The sequence below is a fragment of the Rothia sp. QJM3NY_36 genome, from assembly GCF_056173115.1.
In genome coordinates this window covers 927,760-942,515 of record NZ_CM149658.1, presented here as the reverse complement: position 1 = coordinate 942,515, position 14,756 = coordinate 927,760, and the positions used below count along the sequence as shown (strand labels likewise).

10 protein-coding genes are annotated in these 14,756 nt (G+C 72.6%); all 10 read right to left on the bottom strand.

Annotated elements, in window-relative coordinates:
* Window positions 1-50: 50 nt before the first annotated feature.
* Complete coding sequence (ftsZ, locus tag AC0VXQ_RS04095) at window positions 51-1,298, bottom strand: cell division protein FtsZ (protein ID WP_058730728.1); 1,248 nt, start codon at window positions 1,296-1,298, stop codon at window positions 51-53.
* A 249-nt stretch (window positions 1,299-1,547) separates the two neighbouring features.
* Complete coding sequence (locus AC0VXQ_RS04090) at window positions 1,548-2,825, bottom strand: cell division protein FtsQ/DivIB (RefSeq protein ID WP_397548306.1); 1,278 nt, start codon at window positions 2,823-2,825, stop codon at window positions 1,548-1,550.
* Window positions 2,822-4,351 carry a UDP-N-acetylmuramate--L-alanine ligase gene (gene murC / locus AC0VXQ_RS04085; protein WP_279751972.1) on the bottom strand — a complete coding sequence of 510 codons (1,530 nt, stop codon included), beginning with the start codon at window positions 4,349-4,351 and terminating at the stop codon, window positions 2,822-2,824. The genes AC0VXQ_RS04090 and murC overlap by 4 nt, the downstream gene beginning before the upstream one ends.
* On the bottom strand, window positions 4,348-5,478 hold the full coding sequence (murG, locus tag AC0VXQ_RS04080) for an undecaprenyldiphospho-muramoylpentapeptide beta-N-acetylglucosaminyltransferase (protein WP_058730725.1): 1,131 nt from the start codon (window positions 5,476-5,478) through the stop codon (window positions 4,348-4,350). Before murG ends, murC begins: the two co-directional genes overlap by 4 nt.
* 35 nt (window positions 5,479-5,513) lie before the next feature.
* Window positions 5,514-6,785: an FtsW/RodA/SpoVE family cell cycle protein gene (locus AC0VXQ_RS04075; protein WP_100464694.1), complete on the bottom strand. Its 1,272-nt coding sequence runs from the start codon at window positions 6,783-6,785 to the stop codon at window positions 5,514-5,516.
* Window positions 6,782-8,350 carry a UDP-N-acetylmuramoyl-L-alanine--D-glutamate ligase gene (gene murD, locus AC0VXQ_RS04070; RefSeq protein ID WP_058730723.1) on the bottom strand — a complete coding sequence of 523 codons (1,569 nt, stop codon included), beginning with the start codon at window positions 8,348-8,350 and terminating at the stop codon, window positions 6,782-6,784. The genes AC0VXQ_RS04075 and murD overlap by 4 nt, the downstream gene beginning before the upstream one ends.
* Window positions 8,347-9,474 (bottom strand): phospho-N-acetylmuramoyl-pentapeptide-transferase, encoded by a 1,128-nt coding sequence (gene mraY / locus AC0VXQ_RS04065; RefSeq protein WP_058730722.1) that lies wholly within the window; start codon window positions 9,472-9,474, stop codon window positions 8,347-8,349. The genes murD and mraY overlap by 4 nt, the downstream gene beginning before the upstream one ends.
* A gap of 7 nt (window positions 9,475-9,481) precedes the next feature.
* Window positions 9,482-11,002, bottom strand: coding sequence for a UDP-N-acetylmuramoyl-tripeptide--D-alanyl-D-alanine ligase (locus tag AC0VXQ_RS04060; protein ID WP_058730721.1), 1,521 nt, complete (start codon window positions 11,000-11,002; stop codon window positions 9,482-9,484).
* Window positions 10,999-12,687, bottom strand: coding sequence for a UDP-N-acetylmuramoyl-L-alanyl-D-glutamate--2,6-diaminopimelate ligase (locus AC0VXQ_RS04055; protein WP_058730720.1), 1,689 nt, complete (start codon window positions 12,685-12,687; stop codon window positions 10,999-11,001). Before AC0VXQ_RS04055 ends, AC0VXQ_RS04060 begins: the two co-directional genes overlap by 4 nt.
* Window positions 12,688-12,810: 123 nt before the next feature.
* Entirely contained in the window at window positions 12,811-14,691 is a 1,881-nt protein-coding gene (locus AC0VXQ_RS04050; RefSeq protein WP_244884127.1) for a peptidoglycan D,D-transpeptidase FtsI family protein, read from the bottom strand.
* Window positions 14,692-14,756: the final 65 nt, after the last annotated feature.

Here is a 14,756-nt window from a genome sequence, read left to right as displayed (position 1 = left end):
GCCGTGCGGGGCGCTCACCCGTGCGGCGAGGAACCGCGGGTCAGGTCACTTCACTTCAGGAAGTCGGGCACATCCAGGGAGTCCTTGCGGGCCGAGCCGCGCCCGGTCTCCTCCTCGGTCGGGGGCAGATCGACGTCGAACCCGGCGTTGGCCGGAACGTCGTCGTCAGCACCCCACTGGCTCGAGGAGCCGCCCGAGTAGGACGGCGCGCCGCCGGCGTAGGAGCCGCCGCGCTGCGGGTTGGAGGCCACCCGGACCGGCTGGGAGGCGGAGCCGCCGAAGGCCTGCTGGGTGCGCTGGGCCTGGTTGGCCGCGGCGTTGGTGGAGTTGGAGTTGGTCTCCGGGTTCAGGGAGTCGAAGCCCGCGGCGATCACGGTGACCCGTGCCTCATCGCCCAGGGCGTCGTCGATCACGGCGCCGAAGATGATGTTGGCGTCCGGGTGGGCGACCTCCTGGACCAGGCGGGCGGCCTCGTTGATCTCGAACAGGCCGAGGTCGGAACCTCCCTGGATGGACAGCAGCACGCCGTGGGCGCCGTCGATGGAGGCCTCCAGCAGCGGGGACGCGATGGCCAGCTCCGCCGCCTTGACCGCGCGGTCCTCGCCCTGGGCGGAGCCGATGCCCATCAGCGCCGAACCCGCGCCCTGCATCACGGACTTCACGTCGGCGAAGTCCAGATTGATCAGGCCCGGGGTGGTGATCAGGTCGGTGATGCCCTGCACGCCGGAGAGCAACACCTGGTCGGCGGACTTGAAGGCGTCCAGCATGGACACGTTGCGGTCGGAGATGGACAGCAGGCGGTCGTTCGGGATGACGATGAGGGTGTCCACCTCGTCGCGCAGGGCCTCGATGCCGGTCTCGGCCTGGTTGGAGCGGCGGCGACCCTCGAAGGTGAACGGGCGGGTGACCACGCCGATGGTCAGGGCCCCCAGGGAGCGGGCGATGCGCGCGACGACCGGGGCGCCGCCAGTTCCGGTGCCGCCACCCTCACCGGCGGTCACGAAGACCATGTCGGCCCCCTTGAGGACCTCCTCGATCTCCTCCTCGTGGTCCTCGGCCGCCTGGCGCCCGACCTCGGGGTTGGCCCCGGCGCCCAGCCCGCGGGTCATCTCCCGACCGACGTCGAGCTTGACGTCCGCATCGGACATCAGCAGCGCCTGGGCGTCGGTGTTGATCGCGATGAACTCGACGCCGCGCAGGCCGACCTCGATCATGCGGTTCACGGCGTTCACGCCGCCGCCGCCGATGCCGACGACCTTGATGACGGCCAGGTAGTTCTGGGGGGTGGTGATGTCCATGTGATCCTCGTTCGCAGTGATGGCCGCCGCCGATCCCTATCCTGAAACCCTCGATCGAAGGTTCAGACGATTGCGTCGTTCGGCGTCGACGGCCGGTTCCTATACGGCATCCAGACTACCAACCGCACGCGGCGGTGTCGCTCCCGCGGGCCGATCGAGGGCCGGGAATTCCCGCAGAGTGCGGGCCTCGCCGCCGCCCCGGCCCGCCTCGTGCATGGACCTCGAGTGCAGGTTGAATGGTTGCCGGGGTCACTCGGTGACCGGGTGATCCGGGCTGGAGACGTCGTAGGTCGAGACCCCGTCCCCTCCGACGGCCTGGATCAGGGCGCGCAGCACCTGCGCCTTCTGCTCGGAGTCATCGGCCGTGCCCCAGAGCACCGTGGAGCCGTCCTTCATCTCCAGGCGGATGTCCGTGTCCGACTGCGCCTTCGCCGCGGTCATCTGCTGCAGCAGGGACTGCGGCAGGGCCTGCAGCACCCGCACCACGTCCCGGAAGGAATCTTGGGTGACCGCCTGGCGCCCGCCGTCGATCAGCGGGACCTTGGCCTGCTCCACCGAATCCGCGGCCCCCACGGCGGTGCCGTCCCGGTCCACCAGGATGTAGCGGTCCCCGTCCTTCACGGCGGCCACCGGCACCCGCTCCTGCAGGGTCACCACGAGCTCGTGGGGCGGGTGGGCCTCGATCGAGACGTCCCGGATCACGACATCCTGGCCGATCAGGTCCCGGACCTGCTGCTGGGTGACCCGCGGCAGCGGCGTGCCCTCCAGCGGTTCCAGCTTCCGGGCCACCTCGGCGCGATCCGCGGCCCCCGTGCCCTCCACCGTGATGGTGCGCACCGCCAGCAGCGGCGAGGCGAAGACCACCCCGAGGAACACCGCGGCCACGACCACCAGCGTCAGCAGGCCGGCCCCGATGCGTCCCAGCCGGGTGCGCGGCACGAGGCGGCGCAGCCGGCTCGTGCGCCGAGCGCCCCGGGATCCCTCCGTGCGGCGTCGCGAGGTCAGTGCGATGACGCTCGCCCCGTTCCCGGCGGCGCCGTCCGCCCCGTCCTCGCCTGGATGCGAGCCCCCGGGCTCCCCCGGACCCGCCGCGGCGGGCCGGTCCGCGGAGCCGGGGCGGCCCAGCGGACGCACGACGTCGCGCTCGTCCGGTGCGCCCTCGTCCCCTGTGCACCCGTCCTCATCTCGCTCGGGCGCGCCCGGTGCGTCGGAGCCGGCGTGGGCGGGTTCGACGCTGACCGCCGCCGGATTGCTCGCGCGCACCGGGATCGCTCCCGTGGCGGCCTCCGGCTCGCGGCGCACGGCCTCCAGCGAGCGCCGGGCGGCCTGCGCCGGGGATTCCTCGCTGCGTCGGGAGTTCTCCCGGGCGCGCCGGGCCAGGCGCTGGCGCGCCTCGACGGGCGCGCCCTCCGGTTCCTGGGTCGCTTCGTCGGGCTCCTCCGGTTCCCGCTCGGCGGCCGCCGGGGCCCCCTCCGGGGCGTGTTCGTGGGCGGAGCGGGGCAGGCGGGGGCGGCGTCGGGCGCTCACCGGGCGGACTCCGCCGGGTCCTGGGCCGCATCTCCGGGGGCGCGCCGCTCGTCCTCGGCGAGGGCCTCGAGCACGAAGGCGCCGTAGGTCGTGACGTCACCGGCCCCGATGGTCAGCACGATGTCCCCGGCGGCTGCGGAGGAGGCGATGCGCGTGGCGGCCTCCCGCCCGGAGGCCGCATAGCGGACCTCGCTGAACCCGGCATCGGTGATCAGGTGGCTGGAGACCCCCTCGATCGGCTCCTCCCGGGCGGGGAACACATCCACGACGAAGGCCCGGTCGGCCAGGGACAGCGCCTCGGCGAACTCCCGGGCGAAGGCCCGGGTGCGGGAGAACAGGTGGGGCTGGAAGATCGCGTACACCGTGCCGCCGGCGGCCACGGTACGCGCGGCCTGCAGGGCGGCGGCCACCTCGGTGGGGTGGTGGGCGTAGTCGTCGAACACGGTGACCCCGCGGGCCTGCCCCCGACGCTCGAAGCGGCGCGCCGAGCCCGTGAACTCGGACAGCCCCCGAGCCGCGGCCTGCGGATCCACGCCGACCAGCAGGGCGCAGGCCATGGCCGCGGCGGCGTTGCGCAGGTTGTGCGTGCCGGGCACGGCCAGGTGCAGCGTGACGCCGCCCCGGGCACCCCCCGCGGCCTCGGGCAGCTGCCAGGCCAGGCGCGCCGAGCTGGCGGTGCCCTCCCCGGTGATGTCCTCGATGCGCAGGTCCGCGGCGGCGTCGGTGCCGTAGGTGAGCACCCGGGCCCCGGCCCGGCGTCGGGCCCGGGCCAGCTGCGCGGCGCCGTCGTCATCCCCGCAGATCACCAGCACCCCGTCCTGCCCGAGGGTCTCGGCGAAGCGCTCGAAGGCCAGGTGCACCGCAGCGGGAGTGCCGTAGAAGTCCAGATGGTCCGGTTCCACGTTGGTGACCACCGCGATCGACGGCGCGTACTTCAGGAAGGAGCCGTCGGATTCGTCCGCCTCGGCGACGAACCAGGCGTCGTCGTCCGTGCGGCCCAGCCGGGCGTTGGTGCCCAGGGCGGCGATGCGCGCACCCACGGCGAAGGACGGGTCCGCACCGGCGGCGTCGAGCATCACGGCGATCATCGAGCTGGTCGTGGTCTTGCCGTGGGTCCCGGCCACCGCGATCGTGCGCTGGACGCCCATGGCCGCGGCCAGGGCATCCGAGCGGTGCAGGACCCGCAGCCCCCGGGCCCGGGCCGCGGCCAGCTCGGGGTTGGACTCGCGGATGGCCGTGGAGATCACGACGGTGTCGGCCTGCTCGATGTTCTCCGCGGCCTGGGGCACGAAGACCCGCGCGCCCTTCTCCCGCAGCGCATCCAGCACGGGGCCGTCCTTGGCGTCCGAGCCCGACACGCTCAGCCCGTGCTCCAGCAGCAGCTCGGCCACCGCGGACATACCCGTGCCACCGATGCCGATGAAGTGCACCCGGCCCAGCCCGGACAGCTGCGGGCGCGGGGGGAACGGCGGGTTCATAGACTCCGGCAGCCGGGCCTGCTCGGCGGTGGGCTCGGGGGTGCTCATCGGCTCTGCTCCTTCGGGTTCTGCGACGACTCGGCGGCCTCCAGCACGAGGCGGGCCATCTGCTCGGCGGCATCGCGCACCCCGAGGCGGCTCGCGGCGCGGCTCATCCGCTCCAGGCGCTCGGGGTCCTGGGCCAGCGGCAGGACGTGGTCCAGGAACCAGCCGGGGGTGAACTGCGCGTCCGGGACGAGCAGGGCGGCGTCGGCGGCCACGAGGGATTCGGCGTTCAGGGCCTGCTCCCCATTGCCGATGGGCAGGGGGACGAAGACCGAGGGGCAGCCCACGGCCGCGGCCTCGCTGACGGTCGCCGCTCCCGCCCGGGCCACCAGCAGGTCCGCGGCGGCGTAGGCCCGGTGCATCCCGTCGACGAATTCGACCTGGTGGTAGCGGGGGGCCTGCACCGGCTGGCCCTGATCGTCCAGCAGCTGCTTGCCGCGCCCGGTGATGTGCAGCAGCTGCACCCCGGCCTGGCGCCAGGCGGGGGTCTGCAGGACCGCCCGCACCGTGCGGTTCATCGCCGCGGCCCCCAGGGACCCGCCGGTCAGCACGATCGTGGGCAGCTCCTCCCGCAGGCCGAGGTCCCGGCGGGCCGCGGCGCGCTCTGCGGCGCGATCCATGGCGGCCACCGGCCCGCGCAGCGGCATCCCGACGGTGCGGGCCCCGCGCAGCGGCGTATCCGGGAAGGCCGCGGCCACGACGGCGGCCCGGCGCGCCCCGACGCGGTTGGCCAGGCCCGGGCGGCGGTTGGCCTCGTGGATCACCACGGGGATCCCCTCGCGGGCGGCGGCCAGGTACATCGGGGTGCACACGTAGCCGCCGACCCCCAGGACGACGTCGGCCTCGTGCCGGCGCAGGATCCGGCGGGCCTGGCCGACCGCCCGGGAGAATCGCAGCGGCAGGCGCAGCAGATCCGCCGACGGCCGGCGCGGCATCGGGACCCGGTCGATGAACTCCAGATCGTATCCGGCCTCGGGCACGAGCCGGGCCTCCATACGATCCGCCGTGCCCACCGCGGTGATCCGCGCCTGGGGCCGGAGCCGTCGCACGGCGTCGGCCACGGCGAGCATCGGGGTGATGTGTCCCGCGGTGCCTCCCCCGGCGACGATGACGGACGGTGAAGGATTCAACTGCGGCTCCCCGGTTTCTCTCGGCGCGGGCGTGGTCAGTTCTCCAGTCTAGACGTCCGCTCGGGCTCCTCCAGCGCGGACAACTCGAGCGCCGGATGGGTGGGCGCCCTGGTCAGGGACATCGCGAAGCCCGCAGCGAACAGGGACATCATCAGCGAGGTGCCGCCGTAGGAGATGAATGGCAGGGGGATCCCGATGACGGGCAGCAGCCCCGTGACCATGCCGATGTTGACGAAGGCCTGGCCGATGTACCAGGCCAGCATGCACCCGGCGGCGATGCGCACGAAGCGGTCCGAGGAGCGCAGGATGACCCGCGCCAGGGACAGTGCGATCACGGTGAACAGGGCGATGACCACGAGCGAGCCGATGAACCCCAGCTCCTCCCCGAGGATCGCGAAGATGTAGTCGTTGTGCGCTTCGGGCAGGTAATTGTACTTCTGCCGGGACTCCCCCAGGCCCTCGCCCCACCAGGAGCCGCTGGCCAGAGCGGCCAGACCGGCGTTGGACTGGTAGCAGGCATCCGAGGCTCCGCAGCGGGAGGGCACCAGCCAGCCGATGACGCGCTGGATGCGGTGCGGACTGGCGACCACGATCAGCGCCGCCGCCGCGACCCCGAGGATCGCGGACCAGCGGAAGATCTTCATCGGGGCGCGGGCGAACCACAGGGCCCCGGCGTAGATCAGGGCGAAGACGATGCCGGTGCCGGCATCGCCCCCCGCCATGACCAGCGCGAAGGTGGCCAGGAAGCCGAGGATCGAGGGCAGCAGGGCGGCGCGCACGCTGACCGCGACCTGCGGGGTCTTGGCCAGGCCCCACGCGGCCCACAGGACCAGGGCGAACTTGCCGATCTCGGAGGGCTGGAACTGCAGGGGCCCCAGGGCCAGCCAGTTGCGGTTGCCGTAGACCTCCACGCCCAGAGGGCTGAGCACGAGCAGCAGCAGCGCGATCGTGCCGCCCATCAGCCAGAAGATCAGGGTGCGGCTCTTCCACCAGCGCAGCGGCACCCGGGAGGCGGCGAACATCGCCACGATGCCGACCAGGGCGTAGCCCACCTGCCGGGCGAACAGGGCGTAGGGCGACTGGGCCTTGGAGATCTGCTCCACCGAGGAGGCGGAGAGCACCATCATCGAGCCCAGGATGGTCAGGGCCAGGGCGCTGACGCAGATCCCCACCGCCGAGCTGGACAGGGAGCCGGCGGCGATCCACTGGTAGACGGGGCGGGCGGCGGCCCGGGCCGCGGAGGTCAAGCGCCGCCAGGGGCCGCGGGGGGTGGTGCGCGGGGTGCGCTCGGGGGCCGCGGTGCTCACGGGCGCGGCCCCTCTTCGTCCCGGTCCTGCTCGGTGGGGCCCAGGCGCCGGACGAGATCGGCGACCAGGTCGATGAACACCTCGCCGCGATCTGCGTAGGAGGCGAACTGGTCCATGGACGCGGCGGCGGGGGCCAGCAGCACGGTGTCCCCCTGCTCGGACAGCTCGTGGGCGATCCGCACCGCCTCGGCCAGCACGGCCCGTCCGTCCGTCGGCGCGGCGTCGATGCCCTCGGCGGCCCGGTGCACGGGGACCTGCGGGGCCTGCTCGGCCAGGGCCTGCTCGAGCCCTGCGGTGTCCGTGCCGATGAGCACCACGGCCTTGAGCCGGTGCGCGTGCGCGGCCACCAGGTCCCCGTAGTGCACGCCCTTGGACAGGCCGCCGGCGATCCAGATGACGGGGTCGAAGGAGGACAGCGAGGCGTCGGTCGCGTGGGGGTTGGTCGCCTTGGTGTCGTTGACCCACAGCACCCCGTGGGTCGTGGCCACCGGCTGGATGCGGTGGGCCCCGGGCTCGAAGGCGCGCAGGCCGTCGCGCACGGCCTCCGGGGAGACGCCGGCCGCGCGGGTCAGGGCCGCGGCGGCCAGGGCGTTCTCCACGGTGTGGCGGGTCGGCAGCGGCCCGGTGTCGCGCACGGCGCCCAGCTCGAGGGCCTCGGTGCGACGCTGCTCGACGAAGGCCCGATCCACCAGCAGACCGTCCACCACGCCCAGCTGGGACAGGTACGGGGTGTCGGTGGTGAAGGAGACCGCCCGGCAGCCCTCCTGAACCTCGGCCTGCTCGACCATCCGCTCCGTGTCCGGCACGGCGGCGTTGTACACGCAGGCCACCCGCGTGTTCTCGTACACCCGGGCCTTGTCCGCGGCGTAGTTGGCGTAGGAGCCGTGCCAGTCCAGGTGGTCCTCGGCGATGTTCAGCACGACGGAGGCCAGCGGGGCCAGGGAGTGGGACCAGTGCAGCTGGTAGCTGGACAGCTCCACCGCCAGCACGTCGTAGTCCACCGGGTCCCGCAGGGCGTCCAGGATGGGGGTGCCGACGTTGCCCACCGCGATGGCCTTGAGTCCCGCGGCCTGCAGGATCGAGGCGGTCATCCCCACCGTCGTGGTCTTGCCGTTGGTTCCGGTGATGCACAGCCACTCGGCCGTCTTCCGGCCTGCCCGCTCGCGCAGGCGCCAGGCCAGCTCCACATCCCCCCAGATCTGGATGCCACGGTCCACGGCCTCGGCCAGGATGCCCAGGGTGGGCCGCAGCCCCGGGGAGGTGACGACCAGCTCGGGAGCCTGCCCGTCCACCTCGGGCAGGGCGTCCATGGCCTGCTGCCCGAGGATCGTCTGCGCGGCGCCGACGATCCCGAGGGTCTGGGCCTTGTAGCGGTTCTCCTCGGTGTCCTTCCCGTCCACGACGACCACGCGCGCTCCGAGCTCGATCAGGGTGTCCGCCGCGGCGAAGCCGGAGGTGCCGATCCCGGCCACGACCACGCGCAGCCCGGCCCAGTCGGCGTCCCAGGAGGTCAGCCCGGCCAGGCGGGGGTCCTGAAGCACGGGGTTGGCGTTGGTGGCCTTCATCGGGTGATCACTCCTCCGTGGCTGAGCAGCCAGTCGCCGTAGAACACGCCCAGGGCCGCGGCCACGAACAGTCCGGCGATGATCCAGAAGCGGACCACGACCGTGACCTCCTTCCAGCCCTTGAGCTCGAAGTGGTGCTGCAGCGGGGCCATCTTGAAGATGCGCTTGCCTCCGGAGAGCTTGAAGTAGCCGACCTGGATGATCACGGAGGCGGAGATCATCACGAACAGCCCCGCCATGAGGACCAGGAGCAGCTCGGTGCGGCTGAGGATCGCGAAGCCGGCCAGGGCCCCGCCGAGGCCGAGGGAGCCGGTGTCGCCCATGAAGATCGACGCCGGGGAGGTGTTCCACCACAGGAAGCCGATCAGCGAGCCGATCAGGGCCGCGGCGAGCACCGCCAGCTGCCCGGGATCGCGCACCTCGTAGCAGACCGGATCCGAGGATCCCGGGGAGCACAGGTGGTTGTTCTGCCACATGGAGACCATGAGGTAGCCGGAGAACACGAGGATCGAGGCGCCGGTGGCCAGCCCGTCCAGCCCGTCGGTGAGGTTCACGGCGTTGGTGGTGGCGGTGGCGATGAGGTTCGCCCAGATCACGAAGAGGATCACCCCGACGGCGGTCACCCCGAAGGACAGGTCCAGGGCGTGGATGTCCCGGGTGAAGGAGATCCGGGTGGAGGCGGGGGTCCAGCCACGCTCATCCGGCAGCAGCAGCGCCAGCACCGCGAAGACCACGCCGACCCCGCCCTGCAGCACGATCTTGCCTTTGGGCGTCAGACCCAGGGACTGCTTCTTGGCGATCTTCTTGTAGTCGTCGATGAACCCGACCCCGGCCATGCCCACCATGAGCAGGATCAGCAGCAGCGCCGAGGCCGAGGGCACCGCGCTCTGCCCGCCGAGCAGTCCGCCGGTGATCAGCAGGGAGATCAGGAAGGCCAGCACGGCCGCGCCGATGATCACGACGCCGCCCATGGTCGGGGTGCCGCGCTTGGTCTGGTGGCTGGTCGGGCCGTCCTCGCGGATGAACTGGCCGTAGTGGCGCCGCACGAGCAGCTTGGTGAACAGCGGGGTTCCGGCGAGGGAGAGGACCAGACCGAAGGCCACCGCCAGGAGGATGGAGATCATGCGGTGATCAGCGCCTTTCTTGCGGTTCAGCGGTCTCGGAGCTCTGCCGGGGCGCGTTCGACGCGCCGTCCGGGAGGCCTCGTGCCACTCTATCGCCCAGGAACCGCAGTCCCGCCCCGTTGGAGGACTTGACCAGCACGATGTCCCCGGGGGCCAGCTGCTCGCCGAGCAGCTGCTCGGCCTGCTCCACGGTCTCCACCCAGCAGGCCTCCTCGCCCCAGGAGCCCTCCAGCAGCGCGTCGCTGTAGATGGGTTTGGCCTCCGGGCCCACGGCCACGAGCTTGGCGATGTTCAGCCGGACGGCGTCGCGCCCGATCTTGCCGTGCTCGGCCGCCGAGGCAGCCCCCAGCTCCAGCATCGGACCCAGCACGGCCCAGGTCCGCCGCGGTGGTCGGGCGTCTCGGCCCATCTGGGCCAGGGTGCGCAGGGCCGCGGCCATCGACTCCGGGTTGGCGTTGTAGGCGTCGTTGATGACGGTCACCCCGTCGGGTCGATCGGTGCGCTCCATGCGGTAGCGGCTGCGCGGGCCCAGGGTGTTCAGCCCGCGCACCACGGCTTCGACGGGGGCGCCCACGGCCAGGGCGAGGCTGGCCGCGGCCAGCAAGTTGTAGACGTGGTGCTCGCCGATCAGCCGCGCGGTGATCGCGTGCTGGGAGCCGTCGGGCAGCACCAGGGTGAACACGGGCCGGCCCTGCGCGTCGGCGCGCAGGTCCCGGGCCTCGAGCATCCCGGCGCCCTCGGCAGGCCGGTCCTGGTGGCGTCCGGCCACCCCGAACCAGGTCACCGGGGCGCCGGCCACCTCGGCCATGCGGGCGACCCGGGGATCGTCCAGGTTCAGGGCGACCGCGCCGTCGGCGGCGACCCCGGAGGCCAGCTCCGCCTTGGTGCGGGCGATGTTCTCCACCGAGCCGAACTCCCCGAGGTGGGCGGTGCCGACCTTCAGCACGGCTCCGGCGTCGGGCAGGACCATGTCGCACAGGTAGCGGATGTTGCCCACGGCGTTGGCGCCCATCTCGATGACCAGGTACCGGGTGTCGTGCTCGGCGCGGAACACCGTCAGGGGCACCCCGACCTCCCCGTTGTAGGAGCCCTGGGGGGCCACGGTGGGCCCGAGGGTCGAGAGGATCCCGGCCAGCAGGTCCTTGGTGGTGGTCTTCCCGGCGGAGCCGGTGATGCCGATGACTCTCAGCGGACCGGTCGCGCGCAGGCGCACGACGATCGCGTGGGCCAGGGCCCCCATGGCCAGGACGACGTCGGGCACCAGGATCGCCGGGTGGGTCCGGCCCTCCTCGTCGCGGGTCTCCCGCTCGGCCAGGGCGAGCACGGCGCCCGCGGCGAGGGCCTGGGGGATGAAGCGGTGCCCGTCGGTGCTCTCCCCGGGCTTGGCGATGAACAGCGCACCGGGGCCGACCTCCCGGGAGTCGGTGGTCGCGGCGGTGCACGTGATCGACCCCAGGTCTGCGGCCTCCAGCCCCACGGGCTGCCCGCCCACGGCCTCGGCGATCTCGGCGGCGGTCAGGGCGATCATGCGCGTTCTCCTGCGGGGTCCTCGGGGGTATCGGTCGGTGCGGGGCGGTGTGCGGCCAGGGCGGCGCGCAGCTCCTCGCGGTCGTCCAGCTCCAGGTCCGCCCCGTCCACGTCCTGGCTGGTCTCGTGTCCGCGCCCTGCTACGAGGATCGCATCTCCAGGCCCAGCCAGCTCCACGGCGCGGCGGATCGCGTCCGCACGCGGGGCGATGTCCTCCACGGCCTCGGCGCGGGCCCCGTCGGCCGCGGCGGCCCGGGCGCCCTCGGCCACGGCACCGCGGATCGGCGCAGGCGGCTCGCGGTGGGGGTCATCGTCGGTGACGATCACGACGTCGGCGTGCTCCGCGGCGATGCGACCCATGATGGGGCGCTTGAGCTGGTCCCGCTCCCCGGTGGCGCCGAAGACCACGATGACCCGGCCGTCCGAACCGAGGCCCACGGCTTCCAGGGCCCGCTGCAGCGCGTCCGGGTTGTGGGCGAAATCCACGATCGCGAGGGGACGCTGCCCGATCACCTGCATGCGCCCGGGCACCAGCGGGGTCAGGGATTCCGGGTCGGCCAGCTGCTCGGCGACCCGCTGGGGCTCGGCCTGCCCGGTACGGACCATGACGGCGGCCAGCGCCGCGTTGGAGACGTTGAAGTCGGCGGGCAGCCCGGTGCCGGTCGGGATGCGGGTGCCGTCCCGGTGCTGCAGGACGAAGCCGTGGCCGATGCCCTCGGCGCGCACCTCCCGGACCGTCCAGTCCGCTTCGGCCTCCCCGTGGGCGCCGCGGCCGTAGCCGGTGGCGAGAGTGACCACCCGATCCGCGCCGAGCTCGCGGCGGGCGTGCTCGGCCATGCGCCGGCCCCACTCGTCATCCACGATGATCACGGCGCGCCGGGTGCGGGCCGGGGTGAACAGCTGCGCCTTGGCGTCGAAGTAGGCCTGCATGGACCCGTGCAGGTCCAGGTGGTCCTGGGTGAGGTTGGTGAACCCGGCGACGTCGTAGACGACCCCGTCCACCCGGCGGTAGTCCAGGGCGTGGGAGGAGACCTCCATCGCCGCGGCGGTGATCCCGCGCTCGCGCATCACGCTCAGCAGGGCGTGCACGTGCGTGGACTCCGGGGTCGTGAGAGTCGAGGGGATGACCTCCGCGCCGGCCCGGATCTCGATGGTCCCGATCAGCCCGGTGGTCTCCCCGAGCCGATCCAGCAGGCCGTCGATCATGTAGGTCGTGGTGGTCTTCCCGTTGGTCCCGGTCACGGCGTACAGGCGCTGGCGGCCCCGCTCGGGCTGGCTGCCGTAGATCCAGGCCGCCAGGGGCCCCACGGCCTCGCGCACGGAGGGAACGATCAGCAGGGGCAGTGGGCTGCCCTGCCGGTCCAGGATCTCGGCACCAGCGGCGTCGGTGAGCACCGCGGCCGCCCCGGCGCGTCGGGCGGCGCAGGAGAACTGGGCCCCGTGCGCGTTGGCCCCGGGCAGGGCTACATAGAGGTCCCCGGCCTGCACCTCGCGGGAGTCCATGCTGATGCCGGTCACCACCGCCTGCCCCTCGGCACCGGGACGGGTGCGAACCTCGACGCCGGCGGCTTCCAGGTGTGCTGCGATCTGCCCGAGCTCCCGGGCCGGGACGCGCCGCGGACGCAGGTCCTGCGCGCTGGCACCCTGGAGGTCGGGATGCCCCTGCTCCGGGTCCTTCGGTGTCATGGGGAAGCCACTTCCTGTCGTATCGGGGGCGTTGGTTCCGGGCCTCGGGTCGGCTCACCGGGTGGGCCGACCCGAACTCACATCCTAGTCCGAAGCTCGCAGCCGGACCGGGCCGGGGCGAGCTCAATCGTCGTTCTGGGGGTCCCCCGGGGCGAACTTGTCCAGCTTCTGCGGCGGAGTCGTGGAGTGCGGGACCCGGTAGTACTCCAGGACCTTCTGCATGATCTTCGAGAACGTCCCGGTGGTGCCGATCTCGGTGACGGCGCCCTCGGGCCGCTGCAGCAGCACGCCGACCACATACTGCGGATCCTCGATGGGGGCCATGCCCACGAAGGAGGTCGTGAACCCGTCGAAGCCCTTGCCGTCCTCGGCCGGGGCCTCCGCGGTGCCGGTCTTGCCGCCCACGCGCCAGCCCTCCACGGCGGCATCGGGGGCGTGTCCGCCGGTGATCACGGTCTCCATGATCTGGCGCAGCTTCTTCGCGGTGTCCGCGGAGACGATGCGCCGCCCCTCGGGGGTCGGACGAGGCTGGGCGACCCCCTCGGCGTCGGTCACGGAGTCGGCCAGGCGCGGGGTCAGCTGGATCCCGTCGTTGGCCAGCGCCTGGTAGGCGGTGACCGTCTGCAGCAGGGATTGGGAGACGCCCTGGCCGAACAGCACCGTGTACTGCTGCCGGACATCCCAATCATCCGCGGCGGCCAGCAGGCCCTGGGCTTCGTTCGGGAACTCGATGCCGGTGCGTCGGCCGATCCCGAACTTCGCCAGCCAGTCATGGCGCTGGTCCTTGGTCAGCTGCTTCCCCGCCAGAACGGTTCCGGTGTTCATGGAGTCGGCGATGATCCCGGCCAGGGTCCGCTTCTGGGCGGGGTGCTCGAAGGAGTCGGTGATCAGCTGACCGTCGATGCGCAGCTCGGCGGGAACGTCGAAGACGGTCTCCGGCTGGGACAGCCCCTCATCGATGACGGCCGAGGCGGTGAGCACCTTCTCCGTGGAGCCGGGTTCGGTGATGCTGGTGACGGCCCGGGGACTGAAGTCGTCGGTGTCGGCTTTGGAGTAGTCGTTGGGGTCGATCATGGAGGAGTCGGCCAGGGCCAGCACCGCGGCGTCCTTCACGCGCATGACCACGCAGGTCCCCCATTCGGCGCCGAGCTGCCGGGCCCGGGCGGTGACCTGCTGCTGCGCGAAGTACTGGATGTCGCGGTTCAGACACAGCTTCACGGTGCTGCCGTTCTTCGCCGGGGTGTCCAGCTCCTCGCCCACGGGGATGCGCACCCCGTCCGCGGAGATCTCGTAGACTCGCTCGCCGTCCTGCCCGGACAGCTGCTGGTCGAACTGCAGCTCCATCCCGCCCTGGGCGCCCTGGGCGTTGAGGTAGCCGATGACAGAGCCGCCGACCGACCCGTCTGGGTAGGTGCGCTTGGACACCGACTCCCCGGACAGGAAGGTCGCTCCCAGGTCCGTGATCGCGTTGTAGACATCGGGGGTGACCTCGTCGGCGACCACGGCGTAGCGCTTGTCCCCGTCCAGGGCCTTCTTGACCTCCTCGTCCGGCTTCTTCAGCAGGTCGGCCAGCTCGTAGACCAGCTGCTGGGGGGTGACCTGCTCGGTGCTGCTGCCGTCCTTCTTGAGCCGCTTGAACGCGGCGACGGCGGTCTGGTCCACCACGATCCGGTAGCGCTGGATGGAGCGGGCCATCACGGTCCCGGTGGCGTCCAGGATCTCCCCGCGCAGGGCCGGGACCACAACCTGCCGACGCCGCTCGGCCAGCGCCTTGTCCGCCCGACCGGAGGGGTCGATGGCCTGGACGTAGAACAGCCGCGCGCCCAGCAGGCCGAGCATCCCCAGGAATCCGGAGATCCCCAGGAAGCTGCGGCGCAGGATCCCCTGGGCCGGCTGTCCCGAGGACTCCGGGGCCACCGGTTCCGCGGCCCTGCCGGCCTCCCGGTCGGCGCGGGGCCGCTGCGGGTGCTCCGGGTCGGCGCTGCCGTCCTGGGTGGGGTCCACGGGCGCTGCCTTTCCGCCGGAGCTGCTCCGGCCGTCGTCGGGGTGGGGAACTGCGGTGAGTACGG